The organism is Pseudoruminococcus sp., assembly GCF_047012705.1.
In the GTDB taxonomy this organism is placed as follows: Bacteria; Bacillota; Clostridia; order Oscillospirales; family Acutalibacteraceae; genus Pseudoruminococcus.
In genome coordinates this window covers 118,222-143,125 of the sequence record NZ_JBKXNW010000004.1, presented here as the reverse complement: position 1 = coordinate 143,125, position 24,904 = coordinate 118,222, and the positions used below count along the sequence as shown (strand labels likewise).

The following is a 24,904-nucleotide window of genomic DNA, read 5'->3' as shown; positions in this document are numbered from 1 at the left end:
TCATCCTTAAAATTCTATTTTATTCCGCAGCCGACTCCCCTGCAATAACACCTGTCGCAAAGGCTAACTGAAGATTGAATCCACCTGTATATGCATCTATATCTATAAGCTCTCCCGCAAAGTATAAGCCCTTGACTAATTTCGATTCCATTGTCTTTGAATTTATTTCTTTAACGCTTACTCCACCTGATGTGACGATTGCTTCAGCTATTGGTCTGAAAGCCTTAATCGTAATCGGAAAAGCCTTAATCAATTTCAAAAGCCTGTGTCGTTCTGCCCTCGTAATCTCGTTACATTTCTTATGTTCAGATATTTCCGAAAGTGAAATGATTACAGGTATCATTTTCTGTGGCAAAAGTTTGCCCAGTGAATTTATAAAATCCTTGTTCTTAAATTCTGAAAAATCACGAAGTATTCTTGCGTCAAGCTGCTCCTCAGATAGCGCCGGCTTTAAATCTATAACAATCTTATATCTTCCGCTCTCCATCTCTTGTATGTGAGATGAGGCACTAAGAATAACCGGTCCTGAAAGTCCGAAATGTGTAAACAAAAGCTCTCCGAAATCCGAATAAATCGTTTTTTCTATTTTTGTATCTAAAAGGTCTATTTTTATATTTCTAAGTGAAAGTCCCATCATATCACGACAATAGCTTTCAATAGATTCAAGCGGTACAAGCGAGGGCTTTATCTTTGTGACAGTATGTCCTGCCTGACGAGCCAGAACATAGCCATAACCGTCACTTCCCGTCTTAGGATATGAAGCACCGCCACAAGCTAAAATCACGCTGTCAGCAAAATATTCAATACCATTTGAATCCTTGACACCTTTTATAGTATTATCTTTTATTATAAGAGATTTTATATTTTTCTCATAGATTGAACAGCCTGCACCTTCTGCACAGTTTATCAAAGCATCTGCTATATCCTTAGCCTTATCTGAAACAGGAAAAACTCTGTTTCCACGCTCTGTTTTAAGCTCTACTCCAAGCATTTCAAAAAAGTTCATAGTATCCTCAGGAGAAAAGCGATTCAATGCACTATAAAGAAATTTAGGATTTGTCGGCGTATTACTCATAACTGTTTCGATACTGCAATTATTAGTGACATTACATCTGCCCTTACCGGTTATGAGAATTTTTCTTGCAGGACGAGAATTTTTCTCAAAAATTATAACTTTTGCTCCACTCCATGCCGAATGGATTGCTGCCATAAGTCCTGCCGCTCCTCCCCCGACAACTATTACACTTTTATTTTTTGTCAAGAGCGTCATCCTCTCCGCTTTTTTTATAGACATTATATTGCGACCAGATTTCTTCAAGTGTATTAAATGTCCTCTCAGACTCCTCACGCCTGTTCAGAACAGTAGCTACAATAAGTGCGTTAATCATTCCGAGAGGTGCTACGAGAGAATCAACAACACTTGCCATGCCACTTCTTGCCAGAAGCAAATAATCCGCAGAATCAGCCAATGGACTTATAAGACTATCGGTAAGTGCTATTGCCTTAGCTCCACGCTTTCTTGCTGTTTCAACAGCAAAAACAGCAGCCTTTGAATATCTTGGAAAGCTTATTCCGATTATAACATCATCTTTGCACATACGCATAAGCTTTTCACTTATTTCTGTTTCACTGTATGTACTTATTACTGTGACATTTCCGAAAATCATAGAGTAGTAATATCCAAGAAAATTTGCCAATGCTTCCGAACTTCTAACTGCAAATATATAAATTTTTCTTGCTTTTGATATAGCATCAACAGCATTATAGAAATCCTCCTTGGAAGTTTCTTCTATTGTTGAATTTATTCTATCAATTTCCTCTTGCAAGATAAATTCAAGAATATCCTTTTTGCCGATACGCTTTGCCGTAACATCAATTCTCTGTACCGAAGTCAGCTTTTCACGAATCATTTCTTGCATAGCGTGTTGTAATTTGGGGTATCCATCATATCCAAGCTCTGTTGCAAACCTAACAACAGTAGATTCACTTACCCCAACAGCATTTCCTAGCTTAGAAGCCGTCATAAATGCCGCCTCATCACAATGATTGCTTATATATGCAGCTATGAGCTTTTGTCCTTTTGAAAAACTTGGTAACTGCTTTTCAATTTTAGAAACAAGATTTTCCGCCATTTTTAACCCTCCGAACGCCATATCAATCTACCGAAACAGCGTTATTTATGCCCCTTTTGGCATACTTATAAATATTTTATTACTAATTATTAATAAAATCAAGTCATATAATTTAAAAATCTCAAAGTAATCACATGAAAAATAAGTAAAATATGATATAATTTGGTATAAATGGCAGCTATATAAAATTTTCATATATTCTTTGAAATATAAATTGCAGAAAATTTGTAAGATAAAAAATATGCAAAATCACATAAAACTAAGATGTAACTTTGCATATTTAATGATATATATATTATATTACTTATCTTCTATATATTTTCTAAGAACCTTGTCAATAGTCTTCATTAACAGGTAATTTTTATAATAGTTTTGGTTTCAGTTGGAATTTTCACATAAACCTTTTTCTTCTTGAATAACTAAAACGGTATTATTTACGACAGTTCTCAAGCTTTCTGCTTTTTAATACTTAAATAACGTAGATTCGATGAAAAAAGAAAATCTGCCCAGGATTTGGTGTAATGGAAACACAAAACAAACATCAACCAAAAGAAAATACAGCTTTTCATAGAATAACTATTAGCAATATTTTGCGATGTTGACGACTTTTGAAAAGCTTATGAGGAATACTGACAAATGCATCTTTTGATGAGCAAAGAAAAGGTTATCCCGAAAATATCAGTGTCATTAAGTGAGATTATGACCATAACCATTTATCAAACCAAAGATATTCAAGTGGTATTATCTGAAATTCGTAAATATCATATTAAAGCCGTATTTTCAAAAAATATTCAGTTACAAACGCTTTGTAGAAATTTGGCATTGCATTTCCGTAAATAAAGTAATATGTATCCTTATAGAAAATATATACTCCTAAACAGGATTATAAGTCATAAATTAGATACATCATAGTAAGATTCTTGCAATCTCCATTGTCAGTATTTTAAGCACTGTACCAATAGACATCAAATAGAACCAAATTTCTCGTATATGCTGAGATTTTGCAAACAGTGTCGCAATGGCAGCAATGATAATCATCAGTGCACCAACACAACCAATTATGGTTGGAACGCTGATAAGTTCAAAAATGCCTGGTTCACAACTTCCGTCAATAGTATGCTGAATAGTTTTATCTAAGCCATCTCGCGTTGCTGCAAGGCAACAGACTATAAGACCAAAAATTAATAAGATTAAACTTCTGCGTCCCCAATACTGAATATTATTGCGATTAAAAACAGAATATCCTATAAATCCTAAAATAGCAATAAGCATAAGAGTTGTAATCGTTGTAATTGTATTTCCAAAATAAAGTTTCATTGCTTAACACCTCATTTCTTATTATCTTTTTGTTTTATGTACCACTCAAGAATATCTCTTAAATTTTGAACTCTTACACGCTTTCCATCATGTAACATCATATCAAGCATATCGTCCTCTTCGGGTGTTCGATTCTGCTTGGTTTTGAGACCTTTGCCAGCAGTTTTTACCATAATCTCCATCATTAAATGATAAATACCACGAAGATTTTTTAAGTTAAAATTTCCTTGCAGTGTGAATATCGGAATATCAACAGGAATAGCCGTCTTTTTCCGAATGACATCCGTTTGTGTTCCAGTCTGAGCCATACCGACTCCACAGACAGCATGTACCTTGTAGTGTTTGGCAGCATAGGTATAACCTTTAACCTTACCTGCCATAATCCACCCAAGATAGATAATATCTGAATCGGCAGAAACCTTTTTCTTAGCATCTTTCAGCGAATATACAGGAAGCTCTGTTTCACGAGACAATAATTTTGCATATTGTTCCGTACTTCCAGTATTGCTTGTATAAATGATTACATTCATAAATTAACCACTCCTTGTTTTCAGAATGAGTTACAATCATAATTTTCACTCTATTAGGTATAAAAACATTACTTTTCCTCTACAATATTTTCAACCGTCTTTCCACGGATTAGTTCTATCTGTGCAATAAATCGTTCAATATGCGTTTCCAGCATATCAAAAACTTGTGCCTTGTTATCTGCAGCATCATAAACGCTATAGAGAAAAAATATTGGTCCATAAAATTCCAGTGCAAGTTGTTTTGCCATTTCATCAGAGTTTGTCATTTTTCTAAAAATAGCTGACATATAATTCAATGGTCCGGTTGCAAGATAATTTTGATATAGCTTAGATAAATCCGGGTCACGATATTGTTCCAATGTCAGCATTTTACGAAAACAGGAAGAAAATTTTTCCTCTGTCCAATGCCGAAACTGTGCCATACTATACATACGAATTTTTTCAATCGACGTATGTAAATAGGCTTCTGCAAAGCTTTCAGGTTCTGTTTCCGGCATTTCGTATTCTTTCGCTCGTTCATAATCCGTTTCATTCATTTGTTCCACAATTCGATTCAAAATTTCCTGCTTGCTATTATAGTGTTTATATAGGGCAGCTTTTGTAATTCCCAACTGCTTTGCAATGTCGTTCATAGATGTTCCCAAATAACCACTTTGTGCAAATAGTTCCAATGCAGTCTCCATGATACGCTCTTTTGTGCCTCCGGCCATAATTGTCCTCCTTTACATAAGTAACCATTCGGTAACTTTATTATAGTTACCGAATGGTTACTTGTCAAGCACTTGTGAAAAAAAAATTAAAATAATTCAAAAATAATATCAGGATTTGTTGTCCTACACTTAAAAATAAATATCACTAAATTTTTAGCCTTCAAATACAGTTATCACCAAATAATGTATTTTATTAATCATAATTTGCAATCTTTTATGCCATATTGAAATAAGCAAAATATTATTTTTATGTTACACCTTGTTTTCTAATTTTTCGAAAGTTTAAGACATTATCAAGTTAAATATCCTTGATATTCAATTATTTCAACTAATTCCAAATTTTAAGCATTTTGTTGTTTTTATCCCATTTATTACATTATGCGAGTATCAATTTATTTATCATATCTTAGTTTTATCTAAAAAATAAGACGCTATATAAATAGAATTACTATTCATATAGCGTCTTTTTAGATTTTTATTTATAGATTATTTAAGCTTATCAAGCTCACTTTCTCTATGTTCCATACTTTCGATACGCTTCTGACCCTCATCAGCCAAAGTTTTGAATTGCTCAATAGTTGTTTTCATCTGTGGCAAAGCCTTAGATTTATATTCAGTAACAGCATCAAGGGCATCAAATGTATCTGCAAAAGCACTTTTAAGTGTATCGACAGAAATATTTGCCTCCATAGCCTGTTGTTGAATACTTGCTCCTTGGTCTTTGAGCATCTTTGCTGTTGCACCAATAATCTTATTTGTTGCCTCATTTACGGCATTAACCTTTTCGAGCACAACCTTCTGATTATACAAAGCACTCGCTACTGTAACTGCTATTCTAAGAGCTGAAACCGTTACACTCTCTGCTCTTTCAACCGCACGAATCAATTCCTTATTGTTACGGCGAACAATTTCCATCGCAATGATACCCTGCATATTAACAGCCTGCATCTGTTGTAAATCCATAACCTTTTGCCTTAATGGGAAGAGAACCTCTTCTTCAATAAATTTTATTCTTTCCTCATCAACATTTTGTACCTTAGCTTGTTCGATTGCGGAAGTAATGGATTCGTCCATTTTCATTCCGAGGTCGATTTGCTGTGTAAGCTTTTGTGTTAAATCTCTTAAAGCAAGCTGTTCAATCTCGAGTGTTGTATTATCATTCTTGAGAGTTGCTTTACCCTTGCCAAGTGACTCGATTGTTTCTGCTATAATAGTATCAGCCTTTTCAAATTTTGCAAAATAATTGCGAATAGGGTTGAAAAGCTTTCCTAAAACACCATTTTTGACAAAGTCTATGCCTGATGGGTCGAGGTCCTTCATCTGAGTTTGAAGCTGTGCAAGACCATTTACGACCTCGCCATTCTCTCCGCCCATCTTGCTTAAATCTGCAAGACGGACACTAAGAAGTTCATTCTTTCTTGTTGACTTTTCAACAACATCATTGCCAAAGCTGTCAACTGAAGAAACTATCTCTCTCCTACCTTCAAGAGAACCTAAATCAACTGTAAAAAGTGACTGTGTGTTGTTGTCGGCAATTTTTTCAAGCTTATCCTCTGTCTCAGGCTTTGGCGCAAGCTCAACCTTAACTTCCTCTTTAACCGCATCTACATCAGGTAAATCCATTGAAAATCCCATCTGTAATCCTCCTTATTATATATTTTATATTACATTTCTGAATTGAAAAGATTTTTAAGTTGATAGACAATATCATCACTATCCGCATTGATTGTAGCCGCCTCGTTTATCTCAGAAATCTGATTAAGCGCAGCGATATTTGCATTATATCCGATTGAATATACCGGAACCTCATAGTTGCTGAGCACAGACGAAATATCATTAAGAGAACAGCCTGTATTTTGCTCACCATCACTCAAAAGGAAAAGCATCGGCTTAGCATCGGGATGGTCTTTCTTAGCTTTATTAAGCATATCAAGTGCAACTATAACTGCATCATATGTAGCGGTCTGCCCATTAGCCTCAAGACTTTGCACAGCGCCTTTAAATAGAGCCTGCTGATTAAGGTCAAATTTTGCTACTGGGAGATTTACATAAACCTTGCTATTATATGAAACAAGTCCTACATAATTTTCTTTATTTATATACTGCATAGAGTTTATAAGTGAAGTTTGAAGCGCGTTGATAGATTCGCCCGCCATACTTCCTGAAGTATCGGCAATAAATACTGCTATAATCGGATTACCGCTATTCTTATTTTTCTTATAAAGCTTTTGAGCGCTTAAAAGCTTACTGCCGTCAATATCATTAGGAAGTTCTGACTTATAAGAATCATTCTGATTAAAGCCATACTGCTTTGCAAGGTTTTGAGATGCGTCATTAAGGCAATATTCGCAGAATTTATCCAAAACGGATTCTTTATCAGCTGAAAGTGTTCCAACTGCATACATTGGGTTATCGTGTCTTGCACCAAATGGTGTAAAAACATAGTCATTTTTCAATGTAGGGTCATTAACATATAATTGATATTCCAAAACAAAAGCGTCAAGAGAGCCTGATTCAGCAGATTTTCTCATCTGCAAAGTATTGTAAGAAACAAGCGGAACATTTTGCTGAAATTTCTTAAAACCCTCAGTAGCTGTTTCACTTAGAAGGTCATCAGTATCATATGAATAAAGCGTACTTACAAGGAAATTAAAACCAGTGGAGCTAACAAGAGGATTGGTATAACCCATTGCAATTTCGTTATTTGCAGTAGCCTCTGTGATAACCTTCATATTTACAGAACCATATTTTTTAATCATCTTATTATACTTATTTTTAGAGATAAGAACGCCTGCAACATTGCCGACAAGCTTTTTCTCTTTAAGCTTAACATTTACATTCTTTGCCTCTATCATCTTACCCCAAAATTCATTTGATGGTGTGATAGCGTCTGGAACATATTTTCCCGAGGTTATGTAATCTACACCAAGACCTGATGTAACGGAACGGATTGAAACGGAAATAGTCTTACCATTAATTTTATAATTTTCATTATTAAAATTCTTTGCAACTTCGTTTATCCAACCGTCAGTATCTTCGCCTGCTTTTTCAGGAGAGGCAAAAATTTCGATATTGATTTCGCCATTACCTGTTACTGTCAAAGGTGTTTTGGATATATCAGGAAGTTCCTCTTCCTCGCTCAATATATCATCATCACTTATAGATGCTTTTATAGGGTCTACATTTGTAACACTGATTCCACCAAGCAGTTTGTTCATCTGATTTTCAGCCTGTTCACTTGTTATTGTTTCTTGGCTTTTTCCAACATCTTTAGTCAACATAATCCCGCCGAAAACAAGTCCGAAAACAACAATAGCAATGCCTGCGAAAATCGCAATTTTTTTACCATTAGACAAATTAGTCATTTTTTACCTCCTAAAATTAATTCTTATAATATTTTGTCTGAGAAATCAAATCATTGATTTCCTGAATTGCTGTAAGTTCTTCAAGACCAGCCTCATCAATATCATCAAGCTTAGAGATTTCAAGCAATAGGCTATCGAGCTTTACTAAAATGCTTTCATTCATATCCACAAGTCCCTTAACATAATCTATATGTTCATTATAGATTTTAAGTTGTGTACCGGCCGATTTTGAAGCAACTGTTATACCATCAGAAGTCGGGGCGTTTTTAAGCTTATTTATAAGTTTGGTATAATCCTTATAGTCGAAGATTATCATTCGGTTAATCATTTTTTTAAGATTATTATAGAAAAGAGCCTGTACAGAATCTATAACACTTTGAAATTTCGTATAGGTCATTTCCTGTGGTGAGAAATATTGTGCAAGAATACTATCCAAAGCCTTGTCCTTATCTTGCAAACGATAAACTTGGTCTATTGCATTTGAAATTTCCTCATCAAAAACTTTTTTCTCTCGTCTTTCCTCCAAAGCATCTATGTAATCCTTATCATCAACAAGCTCGGTATTTTTAAAAAGCTGTATAGACGGCTGTTTAAAGAGTATCGTATAGTTTCCATATAAAAATGCTACTATACTCATCACTATAACAGTTACGCCGAGAGCGGTAGTAAAAGCATTACCGCTGAAATTCAACCCTACAAAACCTGCTGAAAAGAGTATTACATTAAGTAAGGCTATTCCCAGATTCAAACAAAGAAGTTTGATTATCTGTTTTTTTGACATTTTATATCCTCCCAAAATAATAATGTTGTAGCGGAGCAACAATCATATAATATCAAGTTAATTTTACTATTTTGCATAAAATTTGTCAACAAATATATAATAACACTTTCGTTTATAAATTTCAATATATTTCAAAAATAAATATATACTTACTACAGGTTATAAGCAAAACATATAATAATTCAACGAATAAGACTTATATGTACAAGCTTTACTCAGCCACTTTAAAATTTACAAGACACTCTATCCTCACCCTTGCAATCCTTTGAAAAATATTTAGCAAAACTTTTTATATAATATTATATAAAATCCACCAACTAAATGATAGTCTTATTTTGAGTTAAGAAACCACCATTTTTATAAAATTTGCCTTTCAGCTATTGAAGATTTACCGATAAAATGGTAAAATAAATTCATATGTCAATATCACGCACAATGAAAGGAAGCGTTGAAATGAAAAATACTGAAAAGACTATGGACAAAATTGTAGCTCTCTGTAAAAACAGAGGTTTTGTTTACCCAGGATCTGAAATCTATGGCGGTCTTGCTAATACTTGGGATTACGGCCCTCTCGGCAGAGAACTTAAGGATAACATCAAATCCGCTTGGCACAAGAAATTCGTTCAGGAAAATAAATATAATGTTGCACTTGATTCTGCTATTCTTATGAACCCACAGACATGGGTTGCATCAGGTCACCTCGGCGGTTTCTCTGACCCTCTTATGGATTGCCGTGAATGCAAAACTCGTCACAGAGCAGATAACCTTATCGAAGACTTTGACGGCACTAATGTTGCAGGTTGGTCTAACGAGGAAATGATGAACTACATCAAAGAAAAGCAAATTCCATGCCCACTCTGCGGCAAGCACAATTTCACAGATATTCGCCAATTCAATCTTATGTTCAAGACTTTCCAAGGCGTTACTGAGGATAGCAAGAACGAAATCTATCTTCGTCCTGAAACAGCACAGGGTATTTTCGTAAACTTCGCTAATATTCAGCGTACAAGCCGTAAAAAAGTTCCTTTCGGCGTTGCTCAGATTGGTAAATCTTTCAGAAACGAAATTACTCCAGGTAACTTCATTTTCCGAGTAAGAGAATTTGAGCAGATGGAGCTTGAGTTCTTCTGCAAACCTGGTACTGACCTCGAATGGTTCGATTACTGGAGAGGTTTCTGCCGTGATTGGCTCTATTCTCTCAATATCAAAGAGGAAAACCTTAGACTTCGTGACCACTCCAAAGAGGAACTTTGCTTCTATTCTAAGGCTACAACAGACTTTGAATACCTCTTCCCATTCGGTTGGGGCGAACTTTGGGGCGTTGCTGACAGAACAGATTATGACCTTACTCAGCATCAGAATACTTCTGGTAAGAGTCTTGAATATTTCGACCCAACAGACAATTCCCGTTATATTCCTTATGTTATTGAGCCTTCACTTGGCGTAGAAAGACTTTTCCTCGCACTTATGACAGAGGCTTATGATGAGGAAGTTATTGACGAAAAGGATACTCGTGTTGTATTAAGACTTCACCCAACTCTTGCACCATTCAAGGCTGCTGTTCTTCCACTTTCTAAGAAGCTTAATGACAAGGCTGAGGCAGTATTTGAGATGCTCCAAAAGCACTTTATGGTTGAATATGATGATGCAGGTTCTATCGGTAAGCGTTATCGCCGTCAGGACGAAATCGGTACACCTTTCTGCATAACATATGACTTTGAATCTGTTGATGATGGTTGCGTAACTATCCGTGACAGAGATACTATGGCACAGGAAAGAATTTCCATTGATAAGCTTGTTGATTATATCAATGAAAAGATTTCATTCTAAAATAAAATTCTGAATTATAACGGTAAGGCTAAACAGCTTTACCGTTATTTTTTTGCACAAAAAATGCGAACCCTTTCGGATTCGCATAAAAATCTATTAATAAAATTCTGGTTTAAGGCTTCTCAAAAATAGTTCGTCCAAACATTCCTTAGGCGTATACTCACCAAGAAGTGCCTTATTAACCGCCTTACATATCGGTAAATCCACATTATATTTTTCACCAAGAAATACAAGTGCCTTCGTTGTATCTACACCTTCAGCAAGCTGTGCAAACTTTTCGCCCTTTACAAGCATTTCACCATAGCGACGATTGTGACTATATGGTGAAAACAATGTAGCCTCATAATCGCCAAGATGACACAAGCCATAGGCAGAAAGTTCATTTCCTCCCATCGCCTTGATAAGTCTTGCAATCTCTCGTGTACCTCTTGACATCAAAGCACCTTTCAGAGATGAAAGACGCATACCATCTAGCATACCTGCCGCTATTCCGATAGTATTCTTAGATGCAGCACCAATTTCACTTCCTATTAAGTCTTTACCAACATAAAAACGAATAAGTTCGCTTGAAAATTCATCAATAAGGAAATGCTTAACTTCATCATCGTTTGAATCGATAACCATACAGTTCGGAATACCATTACTGAAATCTTGAGGGTGTCCCGGACCAACCCAAACGGCAAGCTTTGTTTCATCTGTTATAAATTCTGAAACAATCTCAGTAAGACGCTTTCCTGTGGCAACCTCTATTCCCTTCATGCAAAGAACTATTGTTTTACCCTTTAAATCCAACTTAGAAAGCCTTGCCATAAACGAGCGCAAAGCTTGCGAACTTATAGAAATAATCATAACATCCGCAGAAGCAACAGCTTCTTCAAGATTATCCGTAAATTCAATAGATTCACGAAAGCTAAGCATATTATTTTTTCTTGTTGTTTTTAGTTCTATAAATTGTGGAGCATCTGCAAGACCCCATATCTTAACTTTATGACCAATTTTATCAAGATACCAGCCAATGAAAGAACCCCATCTTCCACAGCCAAGCAAGGTTATATTCATTATAAAATCCTCCGTTGAATCAATTATATAAAAATTATAACACATCAGATTCCGAAAATCTATATTTCACATTAAAACATGAACATTTTCTTTGAAATATATGAATAGTTTTCTAAAAACAGTAAAATATAAATTTATAATAAAAAAAGGAGCAAAATCATATGGATATACTTTGGGAATTTGTCAAGGTTTTTGCAGTAGGTGGTCTGATATGCCTTATCGCACAAATACTTATAGATAAAACTAAGCTCACCCCCGCAAGAATACTTGTAATTTTTGTAGTATCAGGTGTTGTTCTTACTGCAATCGGAATCTATGAACCAATAGTTGAATTTGCAAGTTCGGGAGCTACTATTCCTCTTTCGGGATTTGGATACACGCTTGCAAAAGGAGTAGAAGCTGCTGTAGAAGAAGATAACTGGCTTGGTGTATTGACTGGTGGAATAAGTTCATGTGCAGCAGGAATTGCCGCAGCAATTTTCTTTGGATATTTAGCAGCGTTAATTTCAAAGCCAAGAGCAAAAAAATAAATTTAAAACAACAAAAACATTAGGCTATATAAAATTGCATTAGAATCTGTGTTCTAATGCAATTTTGTATTTATTTAGATTTTTTACTGCGGATAGAATAACCAAGAGCTACTATCTCATGTATTATCAACGGAAGTATAGAACATATTGCTGTTATAACCCATTCGTTGCCTGTAAGATTTGCTGTTGAGAAAACAGCTCTGACAGCAGGAACTTCAATAACCAAAAATTGAAGTCCGATACCAACTACAAATGCAAGTGCCATCATCCAGTTTTTGTTGCTGAAAACATGAATAAATGATTTCTTGACATTGCTCATACCTACCATATGGAAAAGTTCGCAGAATGCAAGGGTTGTAAATGCCATTGTCTGTGCCTGATGAAGTATATCTGCATTGCCTTCATAAAGTGCTTTTATATCTCCAAGAGAGAAAACACCATTGAGCCAACCTGCTGCAAAATATGAGATAAGAACTGCTACTGTTATTACAATGCCAAAACCGGCCGTCAGCTTAACTCCGCCGTCGGCAAAGATACCCTTTTTCGGGTCTCTTGGTTTTTCATCAAGAACATCAGGTGCTTTAGGGTCCATACCCAAAGCAATCGCGGGCAAGCTGTCCGTAATAAGATTTACCCACAAAAGATGAATAGCAATAAGTGGTGCAGGCAAACCAAGACATATGATAAAGAACATAGCAAGAACTTCGGCAATATTGCTTGAAATTAAGAATATAATCGTTTTTTTGATATTCGCAAAGATACCTCTGCCCTCTTCAACAGCCTTTTCGATAGATGCAAAGTTATCATCAGTAAGAACCATATCAGCTGCGCCTTTAGCGACATCTGTACCAGTAATACCCATTGCTATACCAATATCAGCAGCTTTAAGACTTGGGGCGTCATTAACGCCGTCACCCGTCATAGCGCAGATGTTTCCGTTCGCTTTAAATGCCTTAACAATCTGAACCTTATTTTCAGGCGAAACTCTTGCAAAAACTCTTACAGTATTGCAACATTCTTTGAGCTCATCTTCACTCATTGCATCAACTTCTGCGCCTGTTCGGCACTGCTCCTTTGTTTCGCAAATTCCAAGATTTTTAGCTATTGCAAAGGCTGTATCCTTATGGTCGCCTGTAATCATAACAGTTGCAATACCTGCTCGCTTGAATTTTTCAACTGCACCCTTCGCCTCAGGTCTTTCAGGGTCTATCATTGCTACCAAACCGACAAAAATCAAATCGTCCTCTATTGGCTTGTCTGTCATACGATATGCAAGAGCAAGGACTCTGAGAGCCTTATCGCTGAAATAGCTATTTATGCTATAAATTTTCTTTATGTCGTCATCTGTAATATTTCTGACCTTGCCATTTTCAAGGATTTTAGTTGTATGCTTCAAGATAGAATCCAAAGCGCCCTTTGTATAACCAACATTCCTTCCGTTTTCATTGTGAACAGTAGTCATCATTTTTCTGTCACTATCAAATGGAAGTTCATCTATTCTTGGGAAAGTTGTTTCAAGATATTTCTTATGAAGATTAAGTTCATTCGCAAAGTTGACAAGTGCAATTTCTGTCGGGTCACCATATAAGCCATCATCAACAGTAGCATTAGAGCAAAGGCTCATACCTTTTGCAAGGAATCTAAATTCATTACTTTTCTGGGCTTTAAAATCCGAACCAACTACAACCTGACCATTGCAGTATGCCTCAACAACGGTCATCTTATTTTGAGTAAGTGTACCTGTCTTATCTGAACATACAACAGAAACCGCACCAAGCGTTTCAACGGAAGGAAGTTTTCTTACAATCGTATTTGCCTTAACCATCTTTTGCACACCAATAGCAAGAACTATTGTTACAACTGCTGGCAAGCCCTCTGGTATAGCCGCAACCGCAAGTGAAATCGATGAAAGGATAGCTTCTATATAAGCCTCAATATTTGTACCCTTACCGTCAACAAAAATCCATACAAGGTCAACTGCAAGTACAAGGAGAACTATTATAAGTGTTATTATTCCGAGTGCTTTAGAAAGCTTTGCAAGAACCTTTTGTAGTGGTGTAAGTTCTTCCTGCTCGTTATCAAGAGCAGAAGCAATTTTACCTATTTCAGTTTCCATTCCACAACCACTTACAATACCCATTCCTCTGCCATATGTTACAGGCGTTGACATATAGACCATATTAACTCTGTCTGCAACGCCAACAGGTTCACTGAATATAATATCTGCGTTCTTTTCAACCTGCATAGATTCGCCAGTAAGACTTGATTCATTTACTTTAAGATTAGCCGATTCTATAAGTCTTAAATCCGCACCTATTGTATCGCCTTCTTCAAGCACAACAATATCACCAAGAACAAGCTCACTTGATTTAACTTTCTTGCGCTTACCATCACGAATCACAGTAGATTCAGGGCTTGACATTTTTTTCAATGCGTCAAGTGAAGATTGTGCTTTTAATTCCTGAACTGTTCCGATAATTGCATTTATTATGATAACCGCAAGGATAATTATAACATCAGGCCAGTCGCCGACTTCTAAAAAATTAAACGCATTACCTGCTTTCAGCCAATTAACTGTTTCATATGTTGATACACCTATTGTGACAGCTATTGCGGCAAAAAGTACATAAATCATAGGGTCATTAAGCTGTGAAAGAAAAACCAAGAACCAAGGTTTCTTTTTCTTTTCTTTGAGTTTGTTTTCGCCAAAAAGCTCCAAGCGTCTTTTAGCTTCTTTTTCGGTCAAACCGTTTTTCAAGTCCGTTTCATACTCGTTTGCAAGTTTGAAAGTCGAAAAAGTTTCTACATTTTGCTGTTTTTTCATAACTTATTATTTCTCCTTTATATAAAATTTAAAAATCCTCTCAACAACCCAAATCAGTTTATATTTTTCTCTAAGACAATTAAAAGTTTTGCTCAAGCTTTTTCAAAAGCTTGCAGGGTTTAGGGACGGAGTCCCTCATAGGTTTTAAGGGCAACGCCCTTAACATTCTTTACTCTTGAGGGCGGACTTTGTCCGCCCTTATTTACTAATGTTACTACCAAAAGAAATTTAGGGGCGAACTTAGTTCGCCCCTAAGTGGGCAAGATGATATTAAGGGCTTCGCCCTTAAAACCCACCAAAGGCTCTGCCGTAGGTGACTACCTTTGGAAACTGCAAGCCTTTAAAAAGGCTTGACCTAAACTTTTAACTGTCTTAGGAAAGTACGTTAGCTAAGTGGCTTATCCTTAGATAATAAAAAAGACTCAACACATAGCCTCGTTTAGAGTTATGTGTGAGTCTGGTAATTTAAAGCAAGCCAGGTCTTTTATAAAGAGCCATGAGTGTTGACTTACTACGCACATTAAGTACGCTTACTACTCCCCCACAAGGGATTCCTAATATTTGTATTTTATCATATCAAATATTAGCTGTCAATAAAATATTCTGCAAAAACAAATTTTTAAGTTTAAAAAATTCCCTTTCTCTCAAGAAATCTTGCAATTTTTTCGCCCTTTGGCATCTGAAGAACATCGTCCTTTTGTATAGCCTTAAAAATAAACAGGCAGAATATATATACTATTACAGCAACTACAACTGCAAGAATTGTAGCAATCTTTCCACTCATAAAATAATCAAAAAGATGATATGATACAAAAGCTCCAACTCCGCACACAAGCGATGCAAGAAGCGGCTTCACAAGTATCGACATAAAGTTTGGCACGATTTTGGTATGCCTGCAAAGGAAGAATACTCCCACAACAGATATAAACAAATAGCATACGAATGTTCCAATAGGTGCACCCTGAATATTTATCTCAGGAATACCAACGAGAACATAGTTAGTAACAATCTTAGCGGCAACGCCGATAGCCATAAGCTTAACCGGTAAATCAACTCTGCCAACAGCCTGAAGCATACTGCATATAGGTGTTGCTGTTCCGACAAAGATAATAGCTATGCCCATTGTGGTCAAAACCTTAGAAGCAATTTCTACTTCGTTAGATACATTAGGGCTGCTGTAAATCAAACCAAGTATAGGCTCAGAAAGAACCGAAAGTCCGATACCTGATGGAATTGTAACTACCAAAGTTATTCTTAAAACTGCCTCAAGACTTTGTTTTAGCTTTGCTTTATCCTTACTTGCCCAAGCAGCAGTTACCGATGGCAAAGCACTCGAGCCGAATACCTGTGTAAGTGCTGTTATGAGCATAGTCAAAGTTGAGCTATAACCATAGCAGCCGAAAAGATAGGTGTGCGTTGTGCCTGCATAATATACACTATCCGGCAAGAGCGTTCCATAAACATTAAGCAATGCGTCTGGATTGGTCTGCATAATATCATAGATTCGGCTTTGTACGATAGATGTATCTATAACATCTGTAATACTTAACAAAATCGCACCCATACCGACAGGAATAGCTGTTCTTACAAGTATTTTTATTGTTTCTCTGTCTGAACGAGGTCTTGGAGAATTTGCAAGCTCTTCTTGAGTGATTCCGTCACCGTTCTTTCTATAACGGATATAAAGGAATACAAAGCCCATAATTCCGCCAAGAGATATTCCTGTAATTGCCGCACCTACTGCAATAGGCATGATATAATCCGTTGCCTGTTCAAGACTTGAGCATTTCATTCCAAGAACATAACCCGTTGTTTCATACTGATTTGTGCCAAACTTAATTGTGAGATATGCCATAGTAAGTCCGACAAAAAGTTTGAAGGTTGCTTCTATAATTTCCGAAATTGCTGTCGGAACCATATTTCGCATACCCTCAAAGTAACCTCTGTATATTGACATCAGACAACCGAAAAGAACTGTCGGTGCAAGAGCCAATATTGCAAAAATAGCATTTGGTGTCTTAATAAGGTTAACATAAATAAAGCTTCCGCCCACCATTAAAAGAAAACACACACAGCCTGTAACTATAAATATAGGAACAGACACTCTATGTATTTTCTTTACATCTTTATACCTACCGTTTGCTACGCTTTCCGAAACCATTCGTGAAATAGCAATAGGAAATCCTGCAGTAGCAAGCATAAAAAGCGGGTTATATAGTGCATAAGCAGCATTAAAAAGACCTGTACCAACACCACCGAACATATTTGCAAGGATGATTTTATAAACCATTCCGAATGTTTTAACAATAATCATACTTGCCGCAAGAATAAAAGCTCCCTGTAAAAAGGATTGATTTTTTCTTGCTTTTGGTATACTTTTTTTTCTAAGCACTCATTAACCTCCCTACAGTGCAGCGTAATTTCCGACAAACTCATAAAATCAGATTTTTACGCAAATAATACTGCAAATATTAGGGGCGAACTGTGTTCGCCCGTCAAAATACTAATTTAGATTATTTCAATCCACGCTATATGCGTCGAAACCAATTAACACAATTTTTAAATTGCAATATTATTCTTCAGTAGAAGTTTCAACTGTATTTTCTGCTGTTTCCTCTGGTTCTTCTGCTTCATCAGGCTGTGGCATATCTTCTGAATTTCTAAGTCTTTCGCCACATTTTCCACAGAAAATTGCATCTTTAGAATTTACAGTACTGCATTTAGGGCATTTTGCTCTGTTTTTTGTTTCTGCAATAAGTTCATTTACAGAATCAAGCTGTCCCTTGAGGTCTGAAATCTTTTCAACAAGTTCCGCTATTGCTTTATCATAGCACTTGTCGCTTGTCTTTGCTTCATAGACTACTCGTCCAAGAATTTCGCACTTTTTAGAAATCTCGCTGCTAAGTTCTGCGGCTGAAATAGTAAGCTTAGAAATATCAACGAATTTTTCTGCCTTTTTGCCAACAAAACCTGCGGCAGTCTTTGCATTATAGATTGCATCTTCAAGTATTCCCATAAACAGACACTCCTTTTTTATTTTTTCGATTAAAGTATATCCTAAAGTATAGCACAAACTGTCTACATCTTCAATAGTTTTTTAGTTAATATTCAAACGAACTGCCGCCTATAAATTCCCTCAAAAGAGAGTCTTTTGGTACAAGTTCTTGGTCTATCGCAGAGAACTGTTCCAAGGCTGAAATTATCCTCTCAGCATATCTATAATCTTCACAGCTTCTATCAACTTCAGAAAGTATTCTTATTGCGTCATTTTTCAAAATGCATACTTCATATGGGTGAAATGTATTCAAAGTATAATCGCTCATATATTTAAACGGACGAATATACTTTCTTTCGCCAAGGCAGACATTATCCCACATAGATATAGTTTCCTCACCATCAGAACCTCTGAACGCCGTATCTCTGACAAGTCTTCTCAAAAAGCGTATATCCTCCGCTCTCAAAATTTTCTTTTCAGTATTTTTTATACCCTGCTTTACACTTATATAAATTTTCTTGATACCATCTGCATTTATTCCCTCTGTGAATATCGGATTAAGTGCGTGGATTCCTTCAATTATTATAATGCTATCCTTTTCAACTTTAAGCTCTGTGAAAATAGGCTCTCTTTCGCCCTTTGTAAAGCTATACTTAGGTAGCATACAACTGCCATTTGTAAGAATACTTTTTATACAAGATTTTATATATGGAATATCCAGTGCCTCAAGAGCCTCAAAATCATACTCACCATTCGGAAGTTTAGGAATATTTTTCTTTCCTGTATAGAAATTATCAAGAGAAATTATATGAGTATTTCTGCCAGCACTTTCAAACTTTGATTCAAGTAGTTTTGCTGTTGTAGTTTTTCCACTTGATGACGGACCTGTAAGCATTATGATATTACACTGTTTTTCAAGTCCCATAATGTTTTCAGCAATATTATCCAAGTCGCTGTGAAACTGTTCCTCTACTGTATCTATAAAGTCTTTAGCCTCATTTTCAGCATAGTAGTTTATTACAGGAAGATTATAAGAATATCTTCTGTATGTATTATTTAAGATTACCATAGAAAGTCTTAATCTGCTCCTTTCGTCTTAGCATTTCATCAAAACCGTTGATATATTCATATGGATATTTATAGTTAAATATTCGTTCAAGATGATTTACTCCCGGTTCACGAAGTTTAGAAACTCCGCCTGCCCCACAAGCAAGAATTGTATGGGTTTCGTCCATAACATATACATTATATAAGCCATCAAAACCATCTTTAGACCAACCTACATTTTCGAGATTACCCTCCATTCTGCTCTGACGATACAGATAATATGGGTGGTAGCCGAATTGTGGAAGTTTTTCCTCGCAATATTTCATCATAATAGCTGCCGGTGGCTCTGCACCTGTCTTGACCAATGCTCCGCCAAGCGTAAGGAAAGACGAACGCTTCATAGCAAGAGTATGAACAGTTATGCTTGCAGGCGAAAGTTCGCACAAGGTATCAAGAGTATATTTAAAAGTTTCTGGAGTATCTTTTGGAAGCCCGGTAATTAAATCCATATTTATATGCTTAAAGCCGATTTCTTCCGCAAGCTTATATGCCTCTAAGGTTTGTGCGGCGGTGTGTCGTCTGCCGATAGCCTCCAGAACTTCATCATTCAAAGTCTGTGGATTTATGCTTATTCTATCACAGCCACCATCAAGAATTGCTTCAAGCTTTTCACGAGTTATAGTATCCGGTCTGCCTGCTTCTATCGTAAATTCTCGGCATTTTTTCATATCAAAAGAAGCATTTATCGCAGCAATAAGCTTTGTAAGCTGTTCAGCGGAAAAAGTTGTCGGGGTACCTCCGCCTATATATACAGTTTCAAGTCTGAGATTGAGTTCTTTGGCTATTTCAGCTGTATATTTTATCTCTTGACATAGTAAATCAAGATATGGCTCAACAAGCTTTTTTGCTTTTTCTATCGACTGAGAAACAAATGAACAATAAGAACATCTTGTCGGACAGAACGGAACGGATATATAAAGGCTGAATGAATCAGGCTTTGAAAGTTCAAGAATTTTACGCTCATTCTTTTCTGTTGTTAGTGCAAGCTTTGTTTTCTGCTCAGTAACAAGCAACTTTTCTCTGAAATATTTATCTGCACCGTCTGTGCCAAGTTCTCTCACGAGGTTATGCAAAAGCTTTATCGGACGAACTCCTGTTAATATTCCCCAAGGAAGTCTTATGCCTGTATATTCGCTCAATATCTCAAAAAGCATAATGGCAGCCGCTCTTTCACATTCCGAATACTCAGAATCAAACTCGCCATCTATTTTTTTAGATAAAGTCTTTTCAAAATCTTCATCAGCAAAGCTTACAATTATATCAGAATCTTTTTCGTGCTTTATAAGTTCTATTGCGACAAAAGGCTTTTCACGATTTATATTTTCATCGCATTTTATGACATTCATTTTTTCATTATTAAAAAATGCACGAGTCAGATTTTCAATCTCATAATGAAAGGGATTATTTATAATATAGATATTCATAACAGCAATCCTTAATTTAAAAATTTATTAATTTCATAATATCACACATATTTATTTTAATCAAGAAAAGCCTTTCACTCAAAATATACAATATATGCAAATTGATAAGTATATGTAATTTATATACAATTTATCCTTTTATAAAAAAACATAATTTTACATTAAAATCATCTAAAAACAATAATTTGTCAGTTCATATGTATAGACATACAACCCTAAAAAGTGTTATAATTTAGTTTAGTTAAACTTAAAAACTATATTGGAGAGAATCTAATGATAAAAAATAAAGCTTTATATGAATTTATGGAATATCTGCCATTCTTAAAGGAACTTATTAAAAGAGATTTCAAGATGAAATATTATAAGTCCTTTTTCGGTGTTCTTTGGACAGTGCTTAATCCTTTGATTATGGCATTTATTTTAACAATCATATTTTCTACTCTTTTTAAAAGGTCAATTGAATATTATCCTATTTATAATATTTCTGGTCACCTTATATTAACTTTCTTCGTAACCGCAACTAAGCAATCGCTTACTTCGGTTTATTTTCATTCCAGCGTTTTTCGAAAATTTAAAGTCCCACAATATATGTATTGCCTTTCTAATGTAATAATTGCTTTTATAACGCTTCTATTTTCATCTATTCCGATGTTAGTATTAGCTTTTATTTTAAATGTACCGCTACATCTTACAATGTTGCTTTTCCCTTTACCGATTTTACTTGCTCTTATATTTACTCTTGGCTGTTCGCTCATTCTCGCTGCATATGGCGTGTTTTTCAGAGATTTATACCATCTTTATGGTATCCTCACCTATGCGCTTAATTTCTTTACACCTATATTCTATCCGATTGATATTATTCCTGTTGAATATCGTTTTGTATGGGATTTCAACCCGTTATATCTATATATAAGAATTTTAAGAGAAACTTTCATTTATAATACAGTTCCTAATGAGAAAACCTTGATTGTTGCAACTTGTTATGCTGTACTCACCTTAGCTCTTGGAATACTTGTATTTAAAGAAAAAAGAGGTAAATTCTATAACTACCTATAATTTGGAGGGAATAAAATGGCTGAAACATCAGTCAAGGTTGACAATGTTTATATGATGTTCAACCTAAGCAAAAATAAGCAAACAAGCCTAAAGCAATATTTCATAGATATGGTTAAAGGCAACCTTTTCTTTGATGAATTTTGGGCTTTGGAAAATGTTTCATTCGAGCTAAAAAAGGGTGAATCTATAGGGCTTGTCGGCGTTAATGGTTCAGGTAAATCTACTTTGCTAAGACTTATTGCCGGAATTATGGAGCCTACACATGGAACTATTTATACAAAAGGCACTATAGCTCCACTCATCGCCTTAGGCGGTGGCTTTGAACCTACACTTTCGGCAAGAGAAAATATATACCTCAACGGTGCTATGCACGGTCATTCAACTAATTTTATGAAAAAGCGTTTTGATGATATTATAACCTTTGCTGAACTGGAGGAATTTGTTGATGTTCCCGTCAAAAATTTTTCCTCAGGTATGCTTGCAAGACTTGGTTTTGCGATTGCAACTTCTGTTCATGCTGATATAGTTATTGCTGATGAAGTCCTTTCAGTTGGCGATGCAAGATTCAGAAAGAAATGTGAAACAAGAATTTCTAGTCTGCTTAAAGAGGGTACAACTATTTTATATGTTTCACATAATATAAATTCAGTTATCAAGACCTGCCAAAAGGCTTTATGGCTTGATAAAGGTAGAGTTATTCAGAATGGCAATGTTCGTGAAGTATGTATCGCCTACAAAAGATATATAGAAGAACAAAACCGTATGGCAAAAGAAGTTCAGGCATTAAAAGATGAAAAAGCTTAAATTTTTGTTTACAGCATCAAGAGCATCACATATTGAGAATTTTCATATCTCAGCAATAAACTCTCTGCGTCAAAACGGTCATATTGTTGATACTGCAACAGAGGGTTATGTAAAACAAGACTTAGTAGATTACTCATATAATCTTACATTTAGAAAAAAAATCTATTCCCCGAGAAATATCGGAACAATAAATCAACTTTCTAAAATAATAAAAGCCAATTCCTACGATGTGATAATTTCAAATACAACCCTCGCAGGAATTATTACAAGACTTGCAATTCCGAAAATGAAAAAGAAGCCCTATCATATATACATATGTCATGGTTATCTTTTCAACGACGATAATTCAAGAAAGGCAAAGCTTTATTGTAATATTGAAAAAGCAACTGCCTCAAAAATTGATTTATTGCTTACAATGAATAACAATGACTTTGAGATTGCGAAAAAATATTCTCTCTGCAAAAACATTCAACAAATAAATGGCATGGGAATTAATCCTGATAGATTTCCTGCTTTAAGTTCTGACGAATGTAATATCTTCCGCAAATCTCTTGGCATAAATGAAAAAGATTTTGTTTTTCTCTGCGTAGCTGAATTTTCTGAAAGAAAAAATCAACAGCTTATTATAAAAGCATTTTCTGAGCTATTGAAAGTAAAACCCAATTCGTTACTTCTCTTTGCTGGTGAAGGTGAACTTATTGAAAACGCTAAACTTCTCGCTGAATATTATGAGATTTCACATAAAGTACGATTTTTAGGACATATTTCAGATACGAATATCTTATATCGTTCAGCACAAGTTGTTATATCTGCGAGTCATATAGAGGGTTTGCCATTTAATATAATGGAAGCTCTTGAATGTGGGATTCCCGTTATTGCATCAAATGTTAAAGGACACAAAGATTTGATAATTGACGGCTTTAACGGTATGCTTTTTGCGGATAACGACCAAAGAGCCTTATCAGTAAAAATGTCTGAAATTTCAGATACTAAGCTTTATAAAGACATACAAAAAAATGTATTTCTCGAAAGCAAATACGAAGTTTCAGAAGCAACAGAGGTTCTCTTGCGTTACTATCTTCAGTTGCCCGAAGCAATTCCAATTCATTCTGTTTAATGGAGGTCATTCCATGCAAGATAAATTAAAATCTATAAAAATACCAAGCATTATGCTTTTTATTCTGATAACACTTTCGCTGTTTCAATTTCCTGCAAATGCAGCATCTCAGGGCATTGTACTCGATAAAAACGATATAAGCCTTGCAGTAGGAAATTCATATCAGCTTAAATGGACAGTTATTCCATCTAAAGACAGTCAAGATGCTACTTTTTATTCTAAGGATACCAATATAGCAAATGTTTCAACCGGAGGCCTTATCATTGCTACTGGAAAAGGTTCTACTGAAATTGTTATAACAAGCGGAGACGGTCTTAATTTTACAACCTGCAAGGTAAAAGTCACTGAAAATAAAAACACCGAGGTTATCAATCTTGCAGAATCAGAGCTTTATTTAAGAAAAGGCAGTTCTTCTTCAATTTTTTATAATTTTAATAAAGATGAATATGTATTCTCAAAAACTTCAAACTTTTCAAGCAATGATGAAAAAATTGCCTCTGTTAATGAAGATGGCACAATTAAAGCCATCGAAAATGGTTCTGCAACAATCAATGCCACCTTTGGCAAAATAACCCGTCTTTGCAAGGTTAATGTAGGCGAAGGAGCAGAATATGTATCGGGCAGAAAAGTTAGCGGAACCTTTTTAAACGCCTCTAATAAATTCTATAAGAACACTACCATCGCAATCTCATATACCAAAAAGAAAAAGAATTATTATGCAACTGCTACTACAGATGCATTTGGAAACTTTACTTTTAATGGAATTAAAGATGGTACTTATACTCTTTCATATTACGATAATTCATCTAAAAAAGTAATTCACAGCAATAAAATTACTGTAAGCGGAAAGGACATAAAATACACTGCTATATTCAATAAAGGAACTATTATTGCAGTTCAGGGTGAACTTAAATCCGAGGAAAATACAATTCCAAAAACTGTAAGTCTTTCAAAAGAATATCTCTCTATGAATATTGGCGATATCAAAGAACTAAATATTACAACTACACCTCGCGATGCTGATATTACTAAACTAAAAATAACAAGTTCAGATAAATCTGTTGTAGATATTAATGATAAAGGTGAACTCGTTGCAATAAAGAGCGGTTATGCTGATATCACTTATAAAACTCCTGATGGAAAAAGTAGTGCTGTATGTAAAGTAAATGTACTTGAAGCAGAATCCACACAATATAGTTTAATCTATATATCAGCAATTTTTCTGATAGTTTTTATCTTATTCTTATGGTTTGTAAAATTATACAAGAAATTTATAATTCAGAAAAAGCTTCGTGAGGATACATTAGATTAATACTGCAAAGC

At 35.3% G+C, this 24,904-nt stretch carries 20 protein-coding genes; 6 read left to right on the top strand and 14 right to left on the bottom strand.

Annotation, left to right across the window (positions count from 1 at the left end):
* Positions 1 to 19 precede the first annotated feature (19 nt).
* The 8 genes from ACLU24_RS05305 to ACLU24_RS05270 form a co-directional block, all read right to left on the bottom strand.
* The gene (locus tag ACLU24_RS05305; protein ID WP_412610975.1) at positions 20 to 1,270 is read right to left on the bottom strand and encodes a BaiN/RdsA family NAD(P)/FAD-dependent oxidoreductase; all 1,251 of its coding nucleotides are present in this window, start codon (positions 1,268 to 1,270) and stop codon (positions 20 to 22) included.
* Complete coding sequence (locus tag ACLU24_RS05300) at positions 1,248 to 2,132, bottom strand: MurR/RpiR family transcriptional regulator (protein ID WP_412610836.1); 885 nt, start codon at positions 2,130 to 2,132, stop codon at positions 1,248 to 1,250. The genes ACLU24_RS05305 and ACLU24_RS05300 overlap by 23 nt, the downstream gene beginning before the upstream one ends.
* Positions 2,133 to 3,038: 906 nt before the next feature.
* Positions 3,039 to 3,449, bottom strand: a complete 411-nt coding sequence (locus ACLU24_RS05295; protein ID WP_412610835.1) for a hypothetical protein — start codon at positions 3,447 to 3,449, stop codon at positions 3,039 to 3,041.
* Positions 3,450 to 3,460: 11 nt separating this feature from the next.
* The gene (locus tag ACLU24_RS05290; RefSeq protein ID WP_412610833.1) at positions 3,461 to 3,979 is read right to left on the bottom strand and encodes a hypothetical protein; all 519 of its coding nucleotides are present in this window, start codon (positions 3,977 to 3,979) and stop codon (positions 3,461 to 3,463) included.
* 68 nt (positions 3,980 to 4,047) lie between these two features.
* Positions 4,048 to 4,689, bottom strand: a complete 642-nt coding sequence (locus ACLU24_RS05285) for a TetR/AcrR family transcriptional regulator (protein WP_412610831.1) — start codon at positions 4,687 to 4,689, stop codon at positions 4,048 to 4,050.
* 486 nt (positions 4,690 to 5,175) lie between these two features.
* Complete coding sequence (locus ACLU24_RS05280; protein ID WP_412610830.1) at positions 5,176 to 6,324, bottom strand: toxic anion resistance protein; 1,149 nt, start codon at positions 6,322 to 6,324, stop codon at positions 5,176 to 5,178.
* 29 nt (positions 6,325 to 6,353) lie between these two features.
* On the bottom strand, positions 6,354 to 8,054 hold the full coding sequence (locus tag ACLU24_RS05275) for a vWA domain-containing protein (protein ID WP_412610828.1): 1,701 nt from the start codon (positions 8,052 to 8,054) through the stop codon (positions 6,354 to 6,356).
* A 16-nt stretch (positions 8,055 to 8,070) separates the two neighbouring features.
* Entirely contained in the window at positions 8,071 to 8,835 is a 765-nt protein-coding gene (locus tag ACLU24_RS05270; protein ID WP_412610827.1) for a hypothetical protein, read from the bottom strand.
* A gap of 453 nt (positions 8,836 to 9,288) precedes the next feature.
* Between ACLU24_RS05270 and ACLU24_RS05265 the strand changes: the two genes are divergently transcribed.
* Positions 9,289 to 10,665: a glycine--tRNA ligase gene (locus tag ACLU24_RS05265; RefSeq protein ID WP_412610825.1), complete on the top strand. Its 1,377-nt coding sequence runs from the start codon at positions 9,289 to 9,291 to the stop codon at positions 10,663 to 10,665.
* A gap of 96 nt (positions 10,666 to 10,761) precedes the next feature.
* Here ACLU24_RS05265 and ACLU24_RS05260 read toward each other — a convergent pair whose 3' ends face one another.
* The gene (locus tag ACLU24_RS05260; RefSeq protein ID WP_412610823.1) at positions 10,762 to 11,724 is read right to left on the bottom strand and encodes an NAD(P)H-dependent glycerol-3-phosphate dehydrogenase; all 963 of its coding nucleotides are present in this window, start codon (positions 11,722 to 11,724) and stop codon (positions 10,762 to 10,764) included.
* A 161-nt stretch (positions 11,725 to 11,885) separates the two neighbouring features.
* Here ACLU24_RS05260 and spoVAE point away from each other — a divergent pair, with 161 nt between their 5' ends.
* Positions 11,886 to 12,254, top strand: a complete 369-nt coding sequence (gene spoVAE / locus ACLU24_RS05255) for a stage V sporulation protein AE (protein ID WP_412610822.1) — start codon at positions 11,886 to 11,888, stop codon at positions 12,252 to 12,254.
* A 70-nt stretch (positions 12,255 to 12,324) separates the two neighbouring features.
* Here spoVAE and ACLU24_RS05250 read toward each other — a convergent pair whose 3' ends face one another.
* The 5 genes from ACLU24_RS05250 to hemZ form a co-directional block, all read right to left on the bottom strand.
* The gene (locus ACLU24_RS05250; protein ID WP_412610821.1) at positions 12,325 to 15,078 is read right to left on the bottom strand and encodes a cation-translocating P-type ATPase; all 2,754 of its coding nucleotides are present in this window, start codon (positions 15,076 to 15,078) and stop codon (positions 12,325 to 12,327) included.
* A gap of 625 nt (positions 15,079 to 15,703) precedes the next feature.
* Entirely contained in the window at positions 15,704 to 17,470 is a 1,767-nt protein-coding gene (locus tag ACLU24_RS05245; protein WP_412610819.1) for a putative polysaccharide biosynthesis protein, read from the bottom strand.
* 180 nt (positions 17,471 to 17,650) lie between these two features.
* Entirely contained in the window at positions 17,651 to 18,094 is a 444-nt protein-coding gene (locus ACLU24_RS05240) for a zinc-ribbon domain-containing protein (RefSeq protein WP_412610818.1), read from the bottom strand.
* 85 nt (positions 18,095 to 18,179) lie between these two features.
* Complete coding sequence (locus ACLU24_RS05235; protein ID WP_412610817.1) at positions 18,180 to 19,142, bottom strand: uridine kinase family protein; 963 nt, start codon at positions 19,140 to 19,142, stop codon at positions 18,180 to 18,182.
* Positions 19,126 to 20,604, bottom strand: coding sequence for a coproporphyrinogen dehydrogenase HemZ (gene hemZ, locus ACLU24_RS05230; RefSeq protein ID WP_412610815.1), 1,479 nt, complete (start codon positions 20,602 to 20,604; stop codon positions 19,126 to 19,128). The genes ACLU24_RS05235 and hemZ overlap by 17 nt, the downstream gene beginning before the upstream one ends.
* Before the next feature lie 273 nt (positions 20,605 to 20,877).
* Between hemZ and ACLU24_RS05225 the strand changes: the two genes are divergently transcribed.
* The 4 genes from ACLU24_RS05225 to ACLU24_RS05210 are packed head-to-tail and all read left to right on the top strand — an operon-like array spanning position 20,878 to position 24,893.
* On the top strand, positions 20,878 to 21,660 hold the full coding sequence (locus ACLU24_RS05225; RefSeq protein ID WP_412610814.1) for an ABC transporter permease: 783 nt from the start codon (positions 20,878 to 20,880) through the stop codon (positions 21,658 to 21,660).
* A gap of 15 nt (positions 21,661 to 21,675) precedes the next feature.
* Positions 21,676 to 22,464, top strand: a complete 789-nt coding sequence (locus ACLU24_RS05220) for an ABC transporter ATP-binding protein (RefSeq protein WP_412610813.1) — start codon at positions 21,676 to 21,678, stop codon at positions 22,462 to 22,464.
* Positions 22,451 to 23,581: a glycosyltransferase gene (locus ACLU24_RS05215; protein ID WP_412610812.1), complete on the top strand. Its 1,131-nt coding sequence runs from the start codon at positions 22,451 to 22,453 to the stop codon at positions 23,579 to 23,581. Before ACLU24_RS05220 ends, ACLU24_RS05215 begins: the two co-directional genes overlap by 14 nt.
* Before the next feature lie 13 nt (positions 23,582 to 23,594).
* Positions 23,595 to 24,893 (top strand): Ig-like domain-containing protein, encoded by a 1,299-nt coding sequence (locus tag ACLU24_RS05210; protein ID WP_412610811.1) that lies wholly within the window; start codon positions 23,595 to 23,597, stop codon positions 24,891 to 24,893.
* Positions 24,894 to 24,904 lie beyond the last annotated feature (11 nt).